The 19,962-nt window shown below is 57.0% G+C and carries 17 protein-coding genes; 12 read left to right on the top strand and 5 right to left on the bottom strand.

Translation table 11 applies throughout. From position 1 onward, the window contains the following. Positions 1-66 precede the first annotated feature (66 nt). Positions 67-1,071 carry a UDP-glucose 4-epimerase GalE gene (gene galE / locus VN114_RS02195; protein ID WP_325511528.1) on the top strand — a complete coding sequence of 335 codons (1,005 nt, stop codon included), beginning with the start codon at positions 67-69 and terminating at the stop codon, positions 1,069-1,071. A 129-nt stretch (positions 1,072-1,200) separates the two neighbouring features. Here galE and VN114_RS02190 read toward each other — a convergent pair whose 3' ends face one another. Then, the gene (locus VN114_RS02190) at positions 1,201-2,064 is read right to left on the bottom strand and encodes a DUF6279 family lipoprotein (RefSeq protein ID WP_325511526.1); all 864 of its coding nucleotides are present in this window, start codon (positions 2,062-2,064) and stop codon (positions 1,201-1,203) included. Positions 2,065-2,115: 51 nt separating this feature from the next. Between VN114_RS02190 and glmU the strand changes: the two genes are divergently transcribed. Beyond that, positions 2,116-3,474, top strand: a complete 1,359-nt coding sequence (gene glmU / locus VN114_RS02185; RefSeq protein WP_325511524.1) for a bifunctional UDP-N-acetylglucosamine diphosphorylase/glucosamine-1-phosphate N-acetyltransferase GlmU — start codon at positions 2,116-2,118, stop codon at positions 3,472-3,474. Positions 3,475-3,551: 77 nt separating this feature from the next. Here glmU and VN114_RS02180 read toward each other — a convergent pair whose 3' ends face one another. Beyond that, positions 3,552-4,727 carry an MFS transporter gene (locus tag VN114_RS02180; protein WP_325511522.1) on the bottom strand — a complete coding sequence of 392 codons (1,176 nt, stop codon included), beginning with the start codon at positions 4,725-4,727 and terminating at the stop codon, positions 3,552-3,554. A gap of 120 nt (positions 4,728-4,847) precedes the next feature. Here VN114_RS02180 and VN114_RS02175 point away from each other — a divergent pair, with 120 nt between their 5' ends. Together VN114_RS02175 and VN114_RS02170 are read left to right on the top strand one after the other, a co-directional pair. Further along, on the top strand, positions 4,848-5,720 hold the full coding sequence (locus VN114_RS02175) for a LysR family transcriptional regulator (protein ID WP_325511520.1): 873 nt from the start codon (positions 4,848-4,850) through the stop codon (positions 5,718-5,720). Positions 5,721-5,913: 193 nt separating this feature from the next. Continuing rightward, positions 5,914-6,393, top strand: a complete 480-nt coding sequence (locus VN114_RS02170; RefSeq protein ID WP_325511530.1) for a cytochrome P460 family protein — start codon at positions 5,914-5,916, stop codon at positions 6,391-6,393. Between the two features lie 42 nt (positions 6,394-6,435). Here VN114_RS02170 and VN114_RS02165 read toward each other — a convergent pair whose 3' ends face one another. Further along, positions 6,436-6,909, bottom strand: a complete 474-nt coding sequence (locus VN114_RS02165) for an Lrp/AsnC family transcriptional regulator (protein WP_325511518.1) — start codon at positions 6,907-6,909, stop codon at positions 6,436-6,438. A 146-nt stretch (positions 6,910-7,055) separates the two neighbouring features. On the opposite strand from VN114_RS02165, the gene glmS reads away from it, so the two are divergent. Further along, positions 7,056-8,873, top strand: coding sequence for a glutamine--fructose-6-phosphate transaminase (isomerizing) (gene glmS / locus VN114_RS02160; RefSeq protein ID WP_325511516.1), 1,818 nt, complete (start codon positions 7,056-7,058; stop codon positions 8,871-8,873). 200 nt (positions 8,874-9,073) lie between these two features. Here the strand turns inward: glmS and VN114_RS02155 are convergent, their stop codons facing one another. Then, complete coding sequence (locus tag VN114_RS02155) at positions 9,074-9,394, bottom strand: hypothetical protein (RefSeq protein WP_325511514.1); 321 nt, start codon at positions 9,392-9,394, stop codon at positions 9,074-9,076. Between the two features lie 610 nt (positions 9,395-10,004). On the opposite strand from VN114_RS02155, the gene pgaA reads away from it, so the two are divergent. The 6 genes from pgaA to VN114_RS02125 all read left to right on the top strand — a co-directional run bounded on the left by pgaA (position 10,005) and on the right by VN114_RS02125 (position 17,690). Then, positions 10,005-12,443 (top strand): poly-beta-1,6 N-acetyl-D-glucosamine export porin PgaA, encoded by a 2,439-nt coding sequence (gene pgaA / locus VN114_RS02150; protein ID WP_325511512.1) that lies wholly within the window; start codon positions 10,005-10,007, stop codon positions 12,441-12,443. 5 nt (positions 12,444-12,448) lie between these two features. Next, positions 12,449-14,545 carry a poly-beta-1,6-N-acetyl-D-glucosamine N-deacetylase PgaB gene (gene pgaB / locus VN114_RS02145; RefSeq protein ID WP_325511510.1) on the top strand — a complete coding sequence of 699 codons (2,097 nt, stop codon included), beginning with the start codon at positions 12,449-12,451 and terminating at the stop codon, positions 14,543-14,545. A gap of 3 nt (positions 14,546-14,548) precedes the next feature. Continuing rightward, positions 14,549-15,868: a poly-beta-1,6-N-acetyl-D-glucosamine synthase gene (gene pgaC / locus VN114_RS02140; RefSeq protein WP_325511508.1), complete on the top strand. Its 1,320-nt coding sequence runs from the start codon at positions 14,549-14,551 to the stop codon at positions 15,866-15,868. Next, positions 15,865-16,320, top strand: a complete 456-nt coding sequence (gene pgaD / locus VN114_RS02135; RefSeq protein WP_325511506.1) for a poly-beta-1,6-N-acetyl-D-glucosamine biosynthesis protein PgaD — start codon at positions 15,865-15,867, stop codon at positions 16,318-16,320. Before pgaC ends, pgaD begins: the two co-directional genes overlap by 4 nt. A gap of 245 nt (positions 16,321-16,565) precedes the next feature. Continuing rightward, complete coding sequence (locus VN114_RS02130; RefSeq protein WP_325511504.1) at positions 16,566-17,366, top strand: EAL domain-containing protein; 801 nt, start codon at positions 16,566-16,568, stop codon at positions 17,364-17,366. 48 nt (positions 17,367-17,414) lie between these two features. Continuing rightward, complete coding sequence (locus tag VN114_RS02125) at positions 17,415-17,690, top strand: hypothetical protein (protein WP_325511502.1); 276 nt, start codon at positions 17,415-17,417, stop codon at positions 17,688-17,690. Positions 17,691-17,765: 75 nt separating this feature from the next. Here the strand turns inward: VN114_RS02125 and VN114_RS02120 are convergent, their stop codons facing one another. Continuing rightward, the gene (locus tag VN114_RS02120) at positions 17,766-18,557 is read right to left on the bottom strand and encodes a helix-turn-helix transcriptional regulator (RefSeq protein WP_325511500.1); all 792 of its coding nucleotides are present in this window, start codon (positions 18,555-18,557) and stop codon (positions 17,766-17,768) included. Between the two features lie 141 nt (positions 18,558-18,698). Here VN114_RS02120 and VN114_RS02115 point away from each other — a divergent pair, with 141 nt between their 5' ends. Continuing rightward, on the top strand, positions 18,699-19,868 hold the full coding sequence (locus VN114_RS02115; protein WP_325511498.1) for an MFS transporter: 1,170 nt from the start codon (positions 18,699-18,701) through the stop codon (positions 19,866-19,868). The last annotated feature ends 94 nt before the right edge of the window (positions 19,869-19,962 follow it).

The following is a 19,962-nucleotide window of genomic DNA, read 5'->3' as shown; positions in this document are numbered from 1 at the left end:
AGTCTTCCAAAATGCCACTGTCTTGACGGCAGTTCGTTACCCTTATTCAACAATTCAAATTAAGTCATGAAAAAACCGAAAATTCTAGTTACAGGTGCGACGGGTTATATCGGTTCTCATACTTGGGTCGAATTGCTCAATGCCGGACACGACGTGATCGGTGTCGATAATTTCATTAATAGCCGTCCTGTGATGCTGGAGCGCATCTCGCGCATCACGGGTGCGACGTTGAATTTTGTCGAAGGAGATTTATGCGAAGCGGAAACATCGCGGAAAATTCTTGAACAGCACGATATTTCTACGGTAATTCATTTCGCCGCATTGAAAGCAGTGGGCGAGTCGGTAGAGAAACCGCTCGATTACTACACAAACAACCTCGGCAGTCTGCTGACCTTGACTGCAAACATGCATGACGCCGATGTCAAACGACTGGTTTTCAGCTCTTCCGCCACGGTGTACGGTGAGCCTGCCTCGGTGCCGATCACGGAGGATTTTCCATTATCCGCAACCAACCCTTACGGCATGACCAAATTGATTGGCGAGCAGATTTTGAGGGATCTGGAAAAATCGGATCCGTCATGGAACATCGCATACCTTCGCTATTTCAATCCGGTTGGTGCGCACGAAAGCGGTCTCATTGGCGAGAACCCTCTCGGCATTCCTAATAACCTGATGCCTTACATTGCGCAAGTGGCAAGCGGTCGGCTGGCGCAGTTATCCGTATATGGCGATGATTATCCAACCCCGGATGGTACTGGTATTCGCGACTACATCCACGTCGTCGACTTGGCCAAGGCGCACCTTGCGGGGCTGAGTTATCTGGAGACGGCATCCCAAAGCATTACGGCGAATATTGGTACTGGCAACGGTTACAGTGTGCTGGAAATGATAAAAGCCTACGCCCGTGCCAGCGGCCGCGACATCCCTTTTGCGCGTGTTGCGCGTCGGCCAGGCGACATTGCCGTGTGCTATGCCGATGCCTCGGTCGCCAACTCTAAATTGAACTGGCGTGCAGAGAAATCACTTCAGGCAATGTGCGAAGACTCGTGGCGCTGGCAATCCAACTGCTGATAGAGCCGATAGAAATTAAGTCCTCACATTAAGGATCGCCCTTTGCCTCATGTAGAAGCGCGTCCCTTCATGCGTAAAAAAGCCCTTTGATGCAGGTTTGTGCCCGATACATGCGCTCGCCACTGAAGATCAGGAAGACGCCTTGGCCGAAAGCCGGTTGAAATCGCTGACCCAGTCCTGCAGCGTATTGATGAAATGACGCTTCTGTTCCGGGGTCGCCATGCGCATCATCTCCGCCACCAGCGCAGCGTTGGCCTCGGTCGTGGCATCGGCAAATGCCTGTTGCTGCTTGTTGCCGAAATGATTGATGGTGTCGGCAACATATTTGCGGATCATTGTTGCAGTCGCATCGCGTGACGGCTTTTCGGCATGGATCTTCCGCAGCATGGCGATCAGCTCTTTCTGCCGCTGCATGCGTTCGGCCAGCATCAGTTCGTTGTTGAGCGGACGCGCATCGGACAATGCACGCAATCTCGTTTCCTGCTCCCGGCTGAAGTTGCCGAACCAGTATTCGGCCTGTTTCATCATTTTCTTGTAACGGAATTCCTGTCGTTCTGCCGTACCGCCTTTCAGATATTCCTTTCGGAATTTATCGTTGTTCTTTGTGAACTTCTCGTCGATATTGGCAATCTGAGCCGGGGTCAACGACAGCGCCAGATCGGCCAGATCCGGTGCGGCGCGTTCGGTGATCCGCGTGAGGCGTGTGCGTCCGTCGTCATAATCGCCGAGCAGGTCGGCCTTGGTAACCGTCGACAGATCACGATGCTGAATGCGTGAAACAAGCTGCACATATTCGCGCAATTGCGTTTTGCGATGCCAGGCGAACAGCTCGTCGATGTGTTGCTTGACCCAGGGTTTCTGTTCGCTCTCGAAGTCGACGTAGCTGTTCAACCACCAGTAGGAAACAGTCTCGCCGTTGTTGTAACCGATGCGCGCTGCGCTGCACGCCAGCAGCATGCTCGCGAGGCCGAGGATGAGTAGTCTTTTCGTCATGATGCGAGTGGGCCGCATGATAAAATTTTGCATTCTTTTCATTGGCATCCTATGAATATCGTCATTCTTGCCGCAGGTATGGGAAAGCGCATGCAATCCGCGCTGCCGAAAGTGTTGCACCTCCTCGCAGGCAAACCGCTGCTATCGCATGTGATCGACACGGCTCGCCAACTCTCTCCGGAAAAACTTTGCGTGATCTACGGCCACGGCGGCGAACAGGTACCGCAATTGCTGCAGGCCAAGGATCTCGTTTTTGCAAAACAGGAACCGCAACTCGGTACCGGCCACGCCGTCGCGCAGGCAGTGCCGCATCTGGACGACAATACCCCGACCTTGATTCTGTACGGCGATGTGCCGCTGACCACTGCTGCCTCACTGCAACGTTTGTTGGACATCGCAGGAACCGATAAGTTGGGCATTCTCACCGTCAACATGGATGACCCGACCGGATACGGGCGCATCGTGCGCGACAAGGGTGCAATTGCCAGCATCGTCGAGCAAAAGGATGCGAACGAAGCGCAACGCGCCATCCGTGAAGTCAATACCGGCATCATCGTTGCGCCGACGAAACTGATGAAGAAGTGGCTGGCAAATCTGTCGAACAACAATGCGCAGGGCGAGTATTACCTGACGGACATCGTTGCAAGTGCAGTCGCCGACGGCGTTGCTGTCGTCTCGGCCCAGCCCGATCATGTGTGGGAAACCAGCGGCGTCAACAGCAAGGTGCAACTGGCCGAACTGGAACGCATGCATCAGCACAACATCGCCAACGCACTGCTCGAGCAAGGTGTGACGCTGGCCGATCCGGCCCGCATCGATATACGCGGCACGCTGAAATGCGGTCGTGATGTTTCCATCGACGTCGGCTGCGTATTCGAAGGCGATGTCGTGCTGGCCGACGGAGTGCAGGTTGATGCCTACTGCGTCATCAACAACTCCACCATCGGCGCCGATGCACACATCCGTCCCTACAGCCATTTTGAAAACGCCGTGGTCGGTGCCGAATGCATCATCGGCCCCTATGCACGTCTGCGTCCGGGTACCGTGCTGGCGGAAGACGTGCACATCGGCAACTTCGTCGAGGTGAAAAACAGCGAGATCGCCGCACACAGCAAGGCCAATCACCTGACCTATATCGGCGACTCGACAGTCGGGTCACGCGTCAACATTGGCGCGGGGACGATTACCTGCAACTACGATGGCGTCAACAAATCACGCACGATCATTGAAGACGATGTATTTGTCGGCAGCGCGACGCAACTGATCGCACCGATCCGCGTCGGCAAGGGGGCGACGCTCGGCGCCGGCACCACGCTGACGAAGGATGCGCCGGCCGACAAGCTGACCGTCGCGCGCGCCAAACAGATCACTGTCGAGAACTGGCAGCGTCCGGTCAAGAAACCAAAGTAATTCTTCTTGCAGACATATGAAAATCGGGCCATCTGGCCCGATTTTCATTCCGGCACATTCATTCACTTTCCCTCATCTCACGCAATCGCCGAGGTAGCGGCATAGCGCCTGCCGAAATACAGTTGCACCGCAATCGCCAGCAAGGACAACACCGCACCCATCACGCACACGCCCGGCCAGCGCCAATGGCTCCATGCAATATTGCCGATTACCGAACCAAGGCCGCCGCCGAGAAAGCGCGTGACGTTATAGACGGTATTCAGGCGTCCCATCGCTTCGCTCTTCAATGCAAAATTGCGCGTCATGTTCGATACGTGTCCGGATTGCATCCCCAGATCCAGCAGCACGACACCAAACGCGAGACCGATCAGACCGTAACCGATTGCGCCAAATACGAGATACGCAGCAACGAACGCGATGCTGCTCAACATCACGGTCAATCGCGGACTCTTTTTGTCCGACAACTTGCCCGCATACGGCGCGGCGCTCGCACCGATCACGCCAATCAGGCCGAACATGCCGGCAACATCGCTGCCGTACGCCTGCGGCAGACTGTACACATGAAACACAAGCGTGGTCCAGAATGCACTGAAGGCGGCGAACTGCAGCGCGGCAACCAGCGACGTCTCGCGCAATACCGGCTGTGTGCGTATCAGTTCCAGCATCGAATGCATCAACGACGCGTAACTGCCGTGAAAAGTCGGCGGACCTTGCGGCAAGGTGCGGCCCAGCACAAAAAACAGCACCACCATCAGCACCGCAGCAATCCAGTACATCGCCTGCCAGCCTAAATGCGCACCGACAAAACCCGCAATCGTGCGCGACAGCAGGATGCCCGTCAGCAAACCGCCCATCACGATGCCAACGACACTGCCGCGCTCCTTCGGCTCCGCCAACTGCGCCGCAAACGGCGTCATCAACTGCGGCACGACACTTGTAAAACCGATCGCGAAACCGGCGACGATCAGCCAGTGCATCGACGGTGCAAGCGCCGCCGCGATCAACGCGCACATCGTCGCCAGCAGCAAGGCGCGAATCATGCCGCGTCGCTCCAGCATGTCGCTCAGCGGCAGGAACAGCAGCATGCCGAGCGCGTAACCGAACTGCGTCAATGCCGCCACGATGCCGGCTGATTTCTCCGTCACGCCGAACGTATGCGCAAACTCGACCAGCAGCGGCTGGTTGTAATAATTATTGGCAACCACTACGCCGCCCGTGATGGCCATGATCCAGATTGTCGACTTGCGCACCATGTTGTTTCCCCGTTTTCAGCAACTTGCTGGCAAGTCTAGACGGCGCACATTCATAAGAAAAATACTGTTTTTATCGTCCGTTCATACTTATAAAATATAGACATAAAAAAGGGACAAAGCATGGATATTCGACAACTGAAGTATTTCATGGCCATCGTCGAAGAAGGACAGATCAGTCGCGCCGCCCGACGCCTGCACATGGCGCAACCACCGCTCAGCCTGCAACTGAAAATGCTGGAAGAAGAACTCGGCGTGCAACTGATCGAACGCAATACAAAAAGTCTGCGGCTGACTGAAGCTGGTCACGCGCTTTACCAGCGCGCAGAACAAATCCTCGGCCTGGTCGATACGACGACCAAGGAAATTCGCGAATTCGACCAGGGCCTGCGCGGCACGCTCGCCATCGGCAGCCCTCCCGGCATCGGCCATCTGTACATGCCGCCGCGCATCGCCGAATTCCACGCCACCTATCCGGATGTGAACTTTCAATGGCGCGAAGGCAACACCTACCGTGTACTGGAGCTGCTGGATTCACGCGTGATCGAAGTCGGCATCGTGCGTCTGCCGGTCGATGAACACACCTACGACTGGACGCCGCTGGTGACCGAACCATGGGTCGCCGTCACGCGCAGATTGCCGGGCGAATCGCGCCCGCGGTCGATTACGTTACCGAAACTTGCACGCGAACCGCTACTGATGATGCAACGTCAGCACGGCATTTTTTCGCACGACATGGTGTGGGACGAACTGCGCGCAGCCGATGTCACGCCGACGGTTTTCTGCGAAAGCGACAACGTCATGGCGCTGCTGGCATTGGTGGAACTGGGCCTGGGTGCCGCGATCGTGCCGCACTCGGCCGCGCTGCTCGGTTCAAGCGACAATCTGCACATTATGAAGATCGCCGGTTGCAGGCTGGAATCGGCAGTGGCGATCACCTGGCTGAAGGGACAGCGACTGTCGACCGCAGCGCGGCAGTTTCTGGCGATGTTTTAACCACGCTTTAAAGCCACGACGCATCGGCACAGTCGCCGTCTTGCAATGTTTTGTATCAGCACCCGGCGCGGATACATTGCGACATAAAACCGCCGCATCCACGCGATATAAAGCCATCTATCTTGTTCAGGAGGCTTTGATGGCGCGCTCATTTCATTCCATTTTTCTTGCTGCTTCCGTCGTCGCATCGGTGATGCTGACTGCAGGCATATCGTCGGCGCCTGCAGCACCGCTCACACCGTCGCCAGGCAATCCCGACGCCTCACCAATTTACGGCGTGACGATTCCCGACGGGTATCGCAAATGGCAATTCATCGCGCCGGCACATGAAACCGCTCCGCTGGACGAATTGCGCGTCGTACTGGGCAATCCGTCCGCGATCGCCGCCGTCGAAAAGAATCAGTTGCCGTATCCCGACGGCACGGTGCTGGTCAAGCTGGCGTGGAAGCACGTGCAATCGAAAGAATTTGCGCCTGCCTATATTCCCGGCAAAGCGACAACGGTGCAGGTGATGGTCAAGGATTCGAAGAAGTATGCGGCGACCGGCGGCTGGGGTTTCGGGCGTTTCATCGATGGCAAACCGACTGATCTCGCGCAACATCAAACCTGTTTTGCGTGTCATCAGGCGCTGGTGAAAAACAATGATTACGTGTTCACACGACTCGCGCCGTGATCGATTGCACGCCGCATCGAGAAGCTTGCTGAAAAACGCGCATCAAACCGCGATGCGCGTTTCAAACTTGCTGCGATGGATCGAGAAAAAACTCTTCACGTTGCGCACGTTCGCATGCGATGCGAACAAACGATGTACCAGTGCGTTATAGGCAGGCATGTCGGCGACCTGCACAATCAGCACAAAATCCGGACCGGGCGAGACGCGATAACACTGCAGCACCGCACTCTCCGCCGCGACCAGCATTTCGAATTCCGTCTGTCGTTCCGCCGCCTGGTTATCCAGCGTGATTTCCACGATGGCGGTCAGTTGTGCGCCGACCTTGGCCGGCGACACCACCGCCACCTGTTTCTCAATCACGCCCAGCTCCACCAGCCGACGCACGCGGCGCAGGCAGGTTGGCGGCGAGGCATGCACCGCCGCCGCCAGATCGTTGTTGGTTTGCGAGGCGTTGACCTGCAATTCATTCAGGATCCGGCGATCCAGATCATCCAGCTGAGGAAGTTGATTGCTCATAAGGTAAATTTATTCATTTAAATGAAATTTAATTTCTTCATTATCATTTATTGCAATATTAAGCCAATCTAATCATTTTTTAGAAAACTTATTTCACAATCTCTACTCTACTATCGGACATCTTTTCCTGTTATCAGAGGCTCCCCATGTGCGGTATCGTCGGCGCAGTAGCACAACGCAACATCACTCCCATCCTGGTCGAAGGGCTGAAGCGGCTTGAATATCGCGGCTATGATTCCTGCGGTGTCGCCTTGCATGTGGATGGCAAACTGGAGCGTTCGCGCAGCACGTCGCGTGTCGCGGAACTGGAAAAGCAGATCGACAACGCGCACCTGTCCGGCTTCACCGGCATCGCGCATACGCGCTGGGCCACGCACGGCGCGCCGGCATCGCACAACGCGCACCCGCATTTTTCGCGCGACCGCATCGCGCTCGTCCACAACGGCATCATCGAGAATCACGATGAGTTGCGGGAAGAATTAAAGGCCTCAGGCTACGTCTTCGAAAGCCAGACCGATACCGAAGTCATCGCGCACCTGGTCGATCATTTGTATACAGGCGACCTGTTCGAAACCGTGCAGATCGCAACCAAACGCCTGACCGGCGCTTTCGCCATCGCCGTCTTCAGCCGCGACGAACCGCATCGCGTGGTCGGCGCACGCCGCGGTTCGCCGCTGATCGTCGGCGTCGGCAACGGCGAAAACTTCCTCGCGTCCGACGCACTCGCGCTGGCCGGCACCACCGACCAGATCATCTATCTGGAAGAAGGCGACGTCGTCGATCTGCAATTGCAGCGCGTCTGGATCGTCGATGCAAACGGCAAACAGGTACAACGCGAGGTCCGCACTGTGCACGCCCACACCGGCGCGGTCGAACTCGGCCCGTATCGCCACTACATGCAGAAGGAAATCTTCGAACAGCCGCGCGCGATCGCCGACACGCTGGAAGGGGTCGAGGCCATCATGCCCGAGATTTTCGGCGACAAGGCCTTCGGTATTTTCAAGAAGATCGATTCGGTATTGATCCTCGCCTGCGGCACCAGCTACTACTCGGGCATGACTGCCAAATACTGGATCGAAGCCATCGCCGGCGTGCCGTGCAATGTCGAAATCGCCAGTGAATACCGCTACCGCGACAGCGTGCCGAATCCGAACGCGCTGGTCGTCACCATTTCGCAAAGCGGCGAAACCGCCGACACGCTGGCCGCGCTGCGTCATGCGCAATCGCAAGGCATGAACAACACGCTGACCATCTGCAACGTCTCGACAAGCGCGATGGTGCGCGAATGCGCATTGGCCTACATCACGCGCGCCGGCGTCGAAGTCGGCGTCGCCTCGACAAAGGCATTCACCACGCAACTCGCCGCGCTGTTCCTGCTCACGCTGACGCTGGCGCAAGTCAAGGGGCGCCTGAGCGATGAACAGGAAGCCGCCTTCCTCAAGCAGATGCGCCATCTGCCAGTCGCCATCACCGCCGTGCTCGCGCTGGAGCCGCAGATCATCGCGTGGGCCGAAGCATTTGCGCGCAAGGAAAATGCACTCTTCCTCGGCCGCGGCCTGCACTACCCGATCGCACTCGAAGGCGCGCTGAAGCTGAAGGAGATTTCATACATTCACGCCGAAGCGTATCCGGCCGGCGAACTCAAGCACGGCCCGCTCGCACTCGTCACCGAGGAAATGCCGGTCGTCACCGTTGCACCGAACGACCCGATGATCGAAAAGCTGAAATCGAACATGCAGGAAGTGCGCGCACGCGGCGGCGAACTCTACGTATTCGCCGACGGCGATTCGCGCATTGCGTCGGACGACGGCCTGCACGTGATTCGCCTGCCGGAACACTACGGCCTGCTGTCGCCGATCCTGCACGTCGTTCCATTGCAGTTGCTCGCCTATCACACGGCATTGGCACGCGGCACCGACGTGGACAAGCCGAGGAATCTGGCAAAGTCCGTGACGGTTGAATAAGGCCGCCCTGCTTCGAATCACAATTCAACAGGACTTTGCAGCTACCGGCTTGACACCGTATACACGCGCGCAGCGACGATGATCAACCATCCCTACCGCGTGGACGATCACTGTACGTTCACGCATTCGTGTTGCATCCATCCATGCGTGATCATGGTCGTCATGCATCATTCTTCAAAAGCCGCGTGCGCGTTCCGCCTCTACACATGCGACGGTCGCGTCGCATCCGGATCGGCTGACGAACAGGTGAGCGTGAGCGACGAGTAACGCTCGCTGATCTGCTTTGCCAGTCGGCCGGCATCGGCGATGATTTCTTCAAGCAGATGCGTGCCCATGTGAATCTGTTGATAGACGATCTCAACAAGCAGATTATTCTTGGGTGCGAGCACGCCCGCTCCCCGAAGACACGCTTCGAGCGTGGCCTGTCCGAAACGCGAATGATGTATTTCACTTCCTGAACTGATGAACCATTTGTAGCAGCCGGAATGCTGTCGGCTGATCGAAATCATGGAAATCGTCATATAGCCTCCGGAAAAGAAGGTGGGACCCGAACAAGCTGGCAAGGTTCACGATCTTTTTTTGCAGGACGCATTCAACAGCATCGCGCTCCTTGCGTGGCGGATGCAATATTCCGTCTGCCCATAATTTAAGCAGTACGATCGCAGCGCGTTTACATTGCTGCGGCCGTCGCATCACCGGTGTCGAAAATTTTCGACGACATTTTTTTAACGCTTCGTTTGCGAGAGCACTTCTCAACGCAACGTGCGACGACAAAAAAATGTTGCTCTTAATGTGAAAACACGCTTTCACATCTTTGACATTTGTGTGGTTTCTTTTGTGCTTGACCGCACATACGACTTTTCATCGCACAAACTATTCTTTGCAGCGGGTCACAGTTCAGCAAGCAATAACAACGAATGGCCCCGTCGATCAGGAACATCGCATGCGCATCTCGGCAGGCTTTTACTTCCAGCGACATACCTGTTTCCAAACCCAAACGGTTTTGATACGCCTTCCGTCCATCGGAGGCGGATCATTGTGCGTCCTTGGAAAACATCACGATGTAAAGACCAGGAACTAGATTTGTTTATGCGAAAAAGAAATCGGCATTCGAAAATCACGCAGTCAGGTTTGGCATGTTTTCTATTGGGACTCTGCGCAACCAGCCTTGCTCACGCCGCCGTTCCGCAAGCGGAATACGACAGTGTCATTCGCTCGGCACGAAACGGCGAGACTGCAGTCGCGATTGAAAAACTGACGTCTTGGCATGACACCTATCGAGACGATCAACAGATTCTGTACGACCTTGTTGTCGTGCTTGGCTGGAGTGGTGATTTTCCGCGCGCTTTTTCCTACTTCGATCAACTAGTCCAACCGGACACGCCGGCTTATGTTGTGAAATCGCTTGGCAACGCGGCAAACAAGGTAAGCCGCTGGGATAAAGCGGAAGAAGCGTATCGCCTTGTGCTACACAAGACACCAGACGATGTCGAAGCCCGTGTCGGTTTGGTCGACGCAATGTTCGGACAGAAACGTCCGGACGAGGCATTGCAGTATGTGCAGAAATTTCTGCCGAAATTCACGTCTGCCTACCAGCGCAGCGATCTACCGATGATCATGTTGCTGGGGTCCGTCTACACGCGGCGCGACGAACCTCTGCTGGCGGCCAATACCTACCAGAACGCGGTGCGACTGAATCCGGAATCGCGCGACGCGCACCGCAATTACGTGTTTTCACTGACCGCCGCGGGCATGCCCTATCTCGCCGCGCGCATGGTCGACCGCAAGCCTGACTGGTTCAGCGCAGACGAGCGGCGTTACATCGCGCATGCCGGCGCAGGACGCACGGTCAATTTCGGACAGACGCAACTGAATGTCGATTACAAGCAGCAGCGTTTTGCGACTACCGACGCCTCGCTGGAAGAAAATCAGAAGGTCACCGAGCAATTCGGCAATGCACCGATAACGCAGTTCGACCGCATGATTGCATTGCGCGACAGACAGCAGATGCGCGAAGTGGTGGAAATCCATCGGTCGTTGCAGGCAGCGAACATCGCGTTACCGGCTTACGCAAAGGCGGCAGCGGCCGATGCCTATCTGTATCTGGAGCAGCCGGAAACTGCGCGCGACCTGTATGTATCCGCCATCGAGGAAGCGCGTGCCGGCGACGTCGCCACGGTCGATGCCTGGCAGATGGGGCTGACCTATGCCTACAGCGAATCCGAGCAGCATGATGACGCGCAGGTCACCGCGGACAATCTGTTCGCCACAACGCCGCCGTTCAGCAATGCGGGAATTCCCGGTGTAGAAGCGCCGAATGAAGATTATCCGACCGCTGCCGTACTGACCGTGCTGGTACGCATGTATGCAGATCGCCTGCAGGAAGCCGAACATCGTCTTGCCGTGCTGCGGCAGAGCGCGCCATTCAATCAGCAAGTCAGAGGCGCGTATGCGGATTTGCGCATGGCGCGCGGACATCCTCGCGCGGCACTGGACGAATATGAGGGCATGCGGGTCGATGATCCCAAGGCCGTCGGACCGCAAACCGGACGCGGCAACGCCTTGCTGGCATTGAATCAGTTCACCGAAGCCCGGCAGGCACTTCCTGCGTTGATGCGCGACTATCCGGAGAACAAGGGTGTACAGAACCTTGCGCGACAACTCGATATTTACGATCGCCCGTTTTTGCAGGTCGCCAGCACCTTCGGCAAGGGCGGCGGTGTTGCGGGTGCGGAATCCCTGGTAGAGGCGCGACTGTACTCGGCTCCGCTGACCAATTCGTTCGGCGACGCGTATCGCGTGTTCAGCCACGTGTCGCATTCGTCAGGTCATCTGAATGAAGATACGGCGGATGGGAACGAAGTCAGGCGCAGAAGAATCGGCGTCGGCATGGACTATCGCGTGCGTGACCTGACCCTCGCCGCGGAGATCAACCGCGCAATCGAAAGTGCCAGTCACACCGGCGCCGCCGTGGAGCTGACCAAATCCTTTTCCGACACATGGCAGCTGCGACTGGAAGCGGACTCCAACGTCAACGATCTGTCTGCCGCCGCATTCGACAACGACGTGACTGCCCGTCGCTTCACCGCCGGTCTGACATGGCGAAAAAACGAATCGCGTCGCATCGACGGCGAACTGTCCAGCACGCATTTCAGCGACGACAACCGCCGCGATGCTGCCACAGTGGCATGGACCGAACGCTGGTGGAGCGGACCGGTATTCAAGATGGATTCCATCCTTGGCGTCGCGGCATCCCGCAACAGCGCATCCAGTGCCGCTTATTTCAATCCGTCCAGCGACACGGAAGCGACTGCCACGCTCCTCGGCGAATGGACGACATGGCGTCGCTATCGCCGTTCGATGACGCAGCAGCTGCAGGTATTCGGCGGACGCTACTGGCAGGACGGCTTTGGCTCCGGCGCAACCTCCGGCGTGCAGTATGGACACGCGTGGTCGATCGATGATGTTTTCGTCGTTACGTATGGCGTCGGCGTCAGCAGGCATCCCTATGACGGCGAGCAAGAGACACGCCATTACGGTTATCTGAATCTGAATTGGGCCATCAAATGAGTTGCATGCTGACAAATCCAACGAGCGGTACAGGCACAACGTCGATCGCCGCACCACGCAATTCACGCTGGTCGCGCATGCTGCTGTCGTTGCTGGCCGCCGCGCTATTGCCGTATGCCGCGCATGCGCAGCAGCCGTCCACTGCCGTGCTCGCCACGCCGCAATTGCAGACCGTGTTGCCGGCCAACGACCCGCCGCAAACCTATCGCGTGCTGGCGTATCACGACATCCGCGACAACGTGCGCGAAAGCTTCAAGACATGGCCGGAACCCACCGCCGTCGATACGCAGGATCTTGTGCAGCAATTGTCGTGGCTCGACAAGAACGGCTATCGCCCGGTCAGCCTGCAGCAGATCATCGATGCGCGGGCCGGCAAGACCCCGCTGCCGGACAAGGCGATCCTGCTGACCTTCGACGATGGATTCGAAAGTGTCTATACCAAGGTTTTCCCGCTGCTCAAGCAGTTCAACTATCCGGCGGTCATTGCCATCGTCGGTAACTGGATACAAACACCGCCGCATCAACTCGTGCAGTTTGGCGATATCCGCGTACCGCGATCAGCATTCGTCAACTGGGATGAAGTGCGCGAAATGGTCAACTCCGGCTTGGTCGAAGTTGCGTCGCATACCTACAATCTGCATCAAGGCATTGCGACTAATCCGCAAGGCGGTCTGATGCCGGCGGCGATCAGCCGCGCGTATCAGGGACAGGGAACGCGATACGAAAGCGACGCGACCCATGCGCAGCGTGTCAAGGCCGATCTGCAGCGGAACTCCGACCTGATCGAGCGCGAGACAGGCAAGCGCCCGCGCGTGATCGTGTGGCCGTACGGCGCCGACAATCATGGTGTTAACCAGATCGCAGCGGATTTGGGCATGCCGACTTCCCTCAATCTGGAGCCTGGCCCCAATACGCCGGAAGACAATCCGAATCACGTGCGCCGTTCGCTCATGGTGTTCGATACCGGCCTTGCCGGACTGATGCAGTTACTGCGTCAACCGGCACGTTACGACGGTGCCGAGCAGCCGCTGGAACGGGTGATTCACGTCGATCTGGATTACGTGTACGACGACGATCCGGTCGTGCAGGAAGCCAATCTGTCGAAGCTGATGAATCGTCTTTACCGATTGCATCCGACCACCGTGTATCTGCAGGCTTTTGCCGATCCCGACGGCGATGGCGTCGCCGATGCCGTGTACTTTCCCAACCGGAACCTGCCGATGCGCGCCGACCTGTTTTCCCGTGTCGCGTGGCAATTGAAGACGCGTGTTGGCGTCCGCGTCTTTGCGTGGATGCCGGTGATGGCATTCAAGCTGCCGGCATCGCATCCGGCGGCGTCGCATGTGGTGCAAACCATGCCCGGTGCACCGCTCTCGGCTTCGAAAAATCGTTACTTGCGTCTGTCTCCGTTCGACCCGGTTGCACGCAAGGCGATTACGGAAATTTACGAAGACCTGGGCAAGCATGCGATTTTTGCAGGCATCCTGTTCCACGACGACGCCACGCTGTCGGATTACGAAGATGCCAGCCCTGCCGCACTGGCGGTTTATCGCGACGAGTGGAAATTGAACGGATCGTTGCAGGATATCCGCAACGATCCACAGGCGCGTCGCCTCTGGGCCACGCAGAAAACTGCCTATCTGAACGCGTTCACGCTGCACCTGGCAAACACGCTGCGCCACTACCAGCCGGCATTGCAGACCGCGCGCAACATCTACGCCCAGCCAGTCCTGCATCCTGAATCGGAGGACTGGTTTGCCCAATCCTTTTCCAGCTTTCTCGCGACCTACGACTACACCGCAATCATGGCGATGCCTTACATGGAAGGTGCCGCCGAGCCTGCTGCATGGCTGGATCAACTGATCGGCAAGGTCAGGCAGACACCGGATGCGCTGCGTACCACGGTGTTCGAACTGCAAAGCCGCGACTGGCGAACCGGCAAGCCGATTCCATCGCACGTTCTCGCGGGACAACTGCGTCAGTTGCACCGCGCCGGCGCGCGCAATCTCGGTTATTACCCGGACGATTTTCATTCCGACCAGCCCGAGGAACACATCATCAAACCGGAAATATCGATAGAAACCCATCCGATTCGAAAGTAAGCCATGCAATTTGAAAACATTCTGTTTGGATTCACCTTCTATTACCCGCTGTTCATGGCGTACGTATGGATCATCGGCGGCATCACCTACTACCTGCGATATGAACGGCGCAGTCTGCGCATTACGGATGCAATGAGTGAGCTGACGTCGCAACCCCCGGTAACGGTGGTCGTGCCCTGCTTCAACGAAGGCGACAACATCAAGGATGTGGTGGATGCACTATCGCGGCTGAATTATCCGGACTACGAAGTGATCTGCGTCAATGACGGCAGCACCGACAATACCGGGCAGATTCTCGACGATCTGATGACGTACTATCCGATGCTGCGCGTCATCCACCAGGCGCACAACCAGGGCAAGGCGGTGGCGCTGAATACCGCCGCACTGGTTGCGCGCAGTGAATTCCTGATGTGTATCGATGGCGATGCGATTCTGGATCCGGATGCGATTCCGTGGCTGTTGCGTCATTTCCAGAAAGGTCCGCGACTCGCCGCAGTGACAGGCAATCCGCGCATCCGCACGCGCTCCACCTTGCTGGGACGCTTGCAGGTCGGTGAATTTTCATCGATCGTCGGTCTGATCAAGCGGACGCAACGGATTTACGGTCGGCTGTTTACCGTCTCCGGTGTCGTCGTCATGTTCCGTCGTCGCGCATTGCTGGATGTCGATTTCTGGAGTCCGGAAATGCTGACCGAAGACATCGACATCAGCTGGAAGCTGCAGATCCATCACTGGGATGTCCGCTTTGAACCACGCGCACTGTGCTGGATCCTGATGCCGGAAACGGTCAAGGGCCTGTGGCAGCAACGACTGCGCTGGGCGATGGGCGGCATTCAGGCCATCTTCAAATACGGTTACGTCTTTCGCCACTGGCACTTGCGGCGCATGTGGCTGGTGTATGTCGAATACATCATGTCGGTGCTGTGGGCATTCTCGATGGGCACGGTGCTGATGCTGTGGTTCGTCAACCTGTTCATCGACGTCGCACCGCACTGGCAGGTGCAGATCATTCCGGGCTGGCATGGCGTCATCATCGGCACCACCTGTCTGCTGCAGGTTATGACCGGCCTCATCCTCGACCGCAACTATGACCAGAAATCCTTCCGCCAGTTTTTCTGGATGATCTGGTACCCGTTGCTTTACTGGACAGTCAACATGTGCACGACGATCTGGGCGTTGCCAAAGACGATACTGCGCGGCAGGAAAAAACGCGCGGTGTGGGTCAGCCCGGACCGCGGCATCGGACCCGGCAATGCTGCGAACGAATCGATGATCAAGCGCGCACCGACAATCAATCCAATTCAACTGAAGGACACGATATGAACCGAAGAAAAAGCCCCCGCTACAAATTGATCCTGAACATGCCGGACCTCGTTTCTCGCCATACGAAAATTGGCAGCAGCGTGTTCACCGTATTGTTCTGGGCGATTTTTGTCTATTTGTGGATGCCCGTCATTACCGTGATCGCGTGGATGACAGGTCTCTACCATTCCTACAGCGAGTTGACCTACATGCGGGAACTCGAAGACCTGTCGCATCTGGCGCTTGCGTACGCCACCATTGTGGCCGCTCTCGGCGGAACGCTGCTGATGTGGGCATTGCAGGAATACCTGCGCTTTCGTAACGTGAATCGCCGCCGCGAACCGGTCGCCGTCAACCATCACGAGATGGCGAAGTATGTCAACTTCGACGAAAGCGATGTTGCCGCAGGACAGAATGCGCGCAGGCTCGTCGTGCACCACGGCATGGATGGCAGGGTAATGCGTTTTGCCTGAATGACGCCGGCTGCGGCAACCGAACTGTTGTCCTGCCGTTGAAGCACATCGCATCATTTTTGTGACGTTCTGAATGAGGCTCGCAAACATGAAAGAGAATCAACAGACGAGAAATCGCCTGTTTTAAAAATGTCACGCCGGGGAAGGAAGTGACCTTTCATGCTGTTTTCGCTTTGTTTTTATCGGATTCGGAGTCCAGAATAGAACCTTCGAAAAACTGTATTGCCGATGAAAAACAGGACGCCATGATTCCGATCAATGAAGAAAAAAACGGTGTGCACACGATCAAGTCCCACGACGCGCGCGCAGCCTGCGGTGAATGCCAGCACGGAGAAGGACTGACATTCGATTTCGAATTCGCGTTCCAGCCAATTGTGGATGTCGTCAAGCGCACGGTGTATGCGCACGAAGCGCTGGTGCGCGGACCGGCGGGAGAATCCGCGTATTCCGTGCTTTCGCAAGTGACGCCGGACAATCAGTATTCGTTCGATCAAGCGTGCCGCGTCAAGGCAGTCAAGACAGCGGCGGAGCTTGGCATGAAGGAATTTTTGTCGATCAACTTTTTGCCGAATGCCGTGTACCGGCCTGAAGCCTGTATCCGGACCACGCTGGATGCGGCCAGACAATACCGCTTCCCGACCGAGAACATCATCTTCGAAGTGACGGAAGGGGAAAAAATCGAAGAGCGTCCGCATCTGGTCAACATCTTCCATGAATATCGGCGAATGGGATTTCGCACAGCGATCGACGATTTCGGCGCTGGCTACGCAGGGCTCAACCTGCTGGCCGAATATCAGCCGCATATCGTCAAGATCGATATGGATATCGTTCGCAACATCGATCGCAGCGTGCCGCGCCAGACCATCGTCGAAGCCGTGGTCCTCATGTGCCGCAAGCTGAACATGATGCCGCTGGCGGAGGGAATCGAAACCAAAGCCGAACGCGATTTTTTGCTGTCGGCCGGGATCGAATTGATGCAGGGCTACCTCTTTTGCAAACCGGCCTTTAAGGCGCTGGGTAAGGTGAATGCCGATGCCTGGATGTGACTGAGCAATCGACGCTGCACATGGCAACGTCGTCATGTTATTTCTACATTGATCGATGCAACAGCCCTTGATATGAGCACCGCAAACGCAACCGGAGTACAAGTGAACGACAACGATGTTACAGCCCTAACCGACCGGCTGAAAATCCTGGAATACGCAATCAGAAAATCCATCACCGTTCGCGAGGATCAGGATGAACCCGCGGATCAACCGCACCGCGAGGAAGCCGCGCATTGCGGCATACCTGACGACAACAGCGTGACGAAAGGCGATCTGCTGACGGCGGTGCAAACGCTGGTCAGATCGCTGCAAAGGAAAGGCTGACCACGCCGTACCCTGGCAATAAGCCAGTAAAACAATCCGTAGCGCCAAACGGTAGAGCCAATCGATAAAGCCGCATCAGACTCGACTTGCGGCTTGCTTTTTCGTTTCCTTTTCCGGTGCTTGCTTTCCGCGGTCCGACCTGCGCATCATCTCGCCCGGCGTCATTCCCATCACGTGGCGGAACGCATGGCCGAACGCAGCAACGCTGCTGAATCCCAGTTGCATCGATAACTGCTTGATCGATGTACGTCCGCTGCCGAGCGCCTCGACCGCGGACATGATGCGTGCGCGTTGCCGCCATTCCTTGAAGGTCAGGTTCGTCTCCATCGGAAACAACCGTGTGATCGTGCGCGCCGACGCACCCGCCGCATGTGCAAGCAATTCCAGCTCCTGAGTACCTGTCGGGTCGGCGAGCACCATTTTCGCTACGCGCAATGCGCGCGGATCGTTCGGCAACGGGACAAAGGTCGCTGCATCTTCGTCCTCGATCAACTCGAACAGGACGAGATCCGCCAGCAGATCGATACGTTTGGGATGCACGCTTTCCTTGAATGCAGCCAGGATGGTCTCGCGCAGCAGCGGCCCGACCGTTACGACGAACTCGCGATTCAGTCGCTGTGCTTCCGGATGTTTTTCCACCCGGTCGAACGGTATCAGCAAAGCACGCATCTGCAGGTCGGCCAGCACATCGACCGCATGTTCGATCTGTGGCGGCAACCATACTGCACGGGCCGGCGGCACCAGCCAACGGCCTTTCGGCGTCGTCACTTGCATGATGCCGCTGGATGCGAACAGCAGTTGCGCCTCGCGATGCATGTGCAGACCCAGTCGCGTGCCGCGCGAATAGACGGTGTCAGAAACAATCATGTTTATCCCGGCAAATGATGGGAGAGGCTGGAACATGCGCAGAGGATGCGCCAAAAGCGTGGCGCTTGAGCGATGTTACTTGTCTCCCTGTCGATGAGCAGTCAGATTAACCTAGCCGTGAATTTTTAGAAAGGCTGCTTCATGAACAATCCGCGCACCGTCATCGCTTACATCAACATCGCCCATTTCATCGACCATTACGCCATGCTGGTATTTGCTGCCGCAGTCATCGTGATGGCACCGGTTTTCAACATCAGTTATTCCGACCTCCTGCCGTATGCAACGCCGGGGTTCATCGCGTTCGGCGCCGGCTCTCTGCTGACAGGATGGCTGGGTGACCGCTGGAGCCGCCGTCACATGATGGTGATTTTCTTCATCGGCATCGGCGCGTCGATGATTGCGGTGGGATTGACGCAGACGCCGCAGCAACTCAGTTTTGCGTTACTGGCGGTCGGACTGTTTGCCGCGATCTATCATCCGGTCGGCTCGGCCATGCTGATTGCCCATGCGGAACGACTCGGTCGTGAAATCGGCGTCAATGGCGTATGGGGCAATCTTGGCGTGGCGCTGTCGGCGCTGATCACCGGCGTGGTTTGCCAGTATCTTGGCTGGCGTTGGGCATTCGTGCTGCCGGGAATTGCTGCAATCACGGCCGGCTTCTTTTTTGCACGCAGCGTTCGACATGAAGTGCGCGTCGTTCGGAAAAGCAGCCCCGCGACAACTGCGCGCGTGTCGAAGGAGGCAATGTGGCGCGTCGTCGTCGCGCTGGTGATCACGATCATCGCCAGCTCCACCACGTTCAACGCCCTCACCGTGGCGTTGCCCAAACTGTTTACCGAACGACTGTCCGACCTGACGACCAGCACCGCGCTGATCGGCATGATTGCGGCCGGCACCTACGGCTTCGGTGCCATCGCGCAATATCTGATCGGCCATCTGCTCGACCGCCATTCGCTGAAGACCTTGTTCCTGCCACTGGCTTTGATGCTTGCACCGCTGCTTTTTTTCGGTGCGACGCTGTCCGGCTTTCCGCTGGTGTTCGTCTGCGTCGGCATCATCATCGGCATCTTCGGCCAGATCACGGTCAACGACGCGATGATCGGCAAATACACCAGCGACGAATGGCGGGCGCGGGCGTACTCGGTGCGCTACTTTCTCGGCTTTACCGCGGCGGGCGCATCGGTCGGCCTGGTTGCATCGCTGCATGAACGCGGCGGTTTCACCTTGATGCTGCAGGCGCTGGGTGTGCTGTGTTTGCTGGTGATTGTCGGTGCAATCGCATTCCCAGGCGAGGATCGCGCATCTGCATGAAAAAGGGAAAAGAAGACGCCTGTCACTCTCCTCACACAAATGCGTCGTATAGTGCACAGTCGTCTTTGCCTTCCTTTCGATCGACGGTCGGCAC

This window comes from Oxalicibacterium sp. (assembly GCF_035565035.1).
Classification (GTDB): Bacteria; Pseudomonadota; Gammaproteobacteria; order Burkholderiales; family Burkholderiaceae_D; genus Oxalicibacterium.
This window is presented reverse-complemented; position numbering and strand designations above follow the sequence as displayed.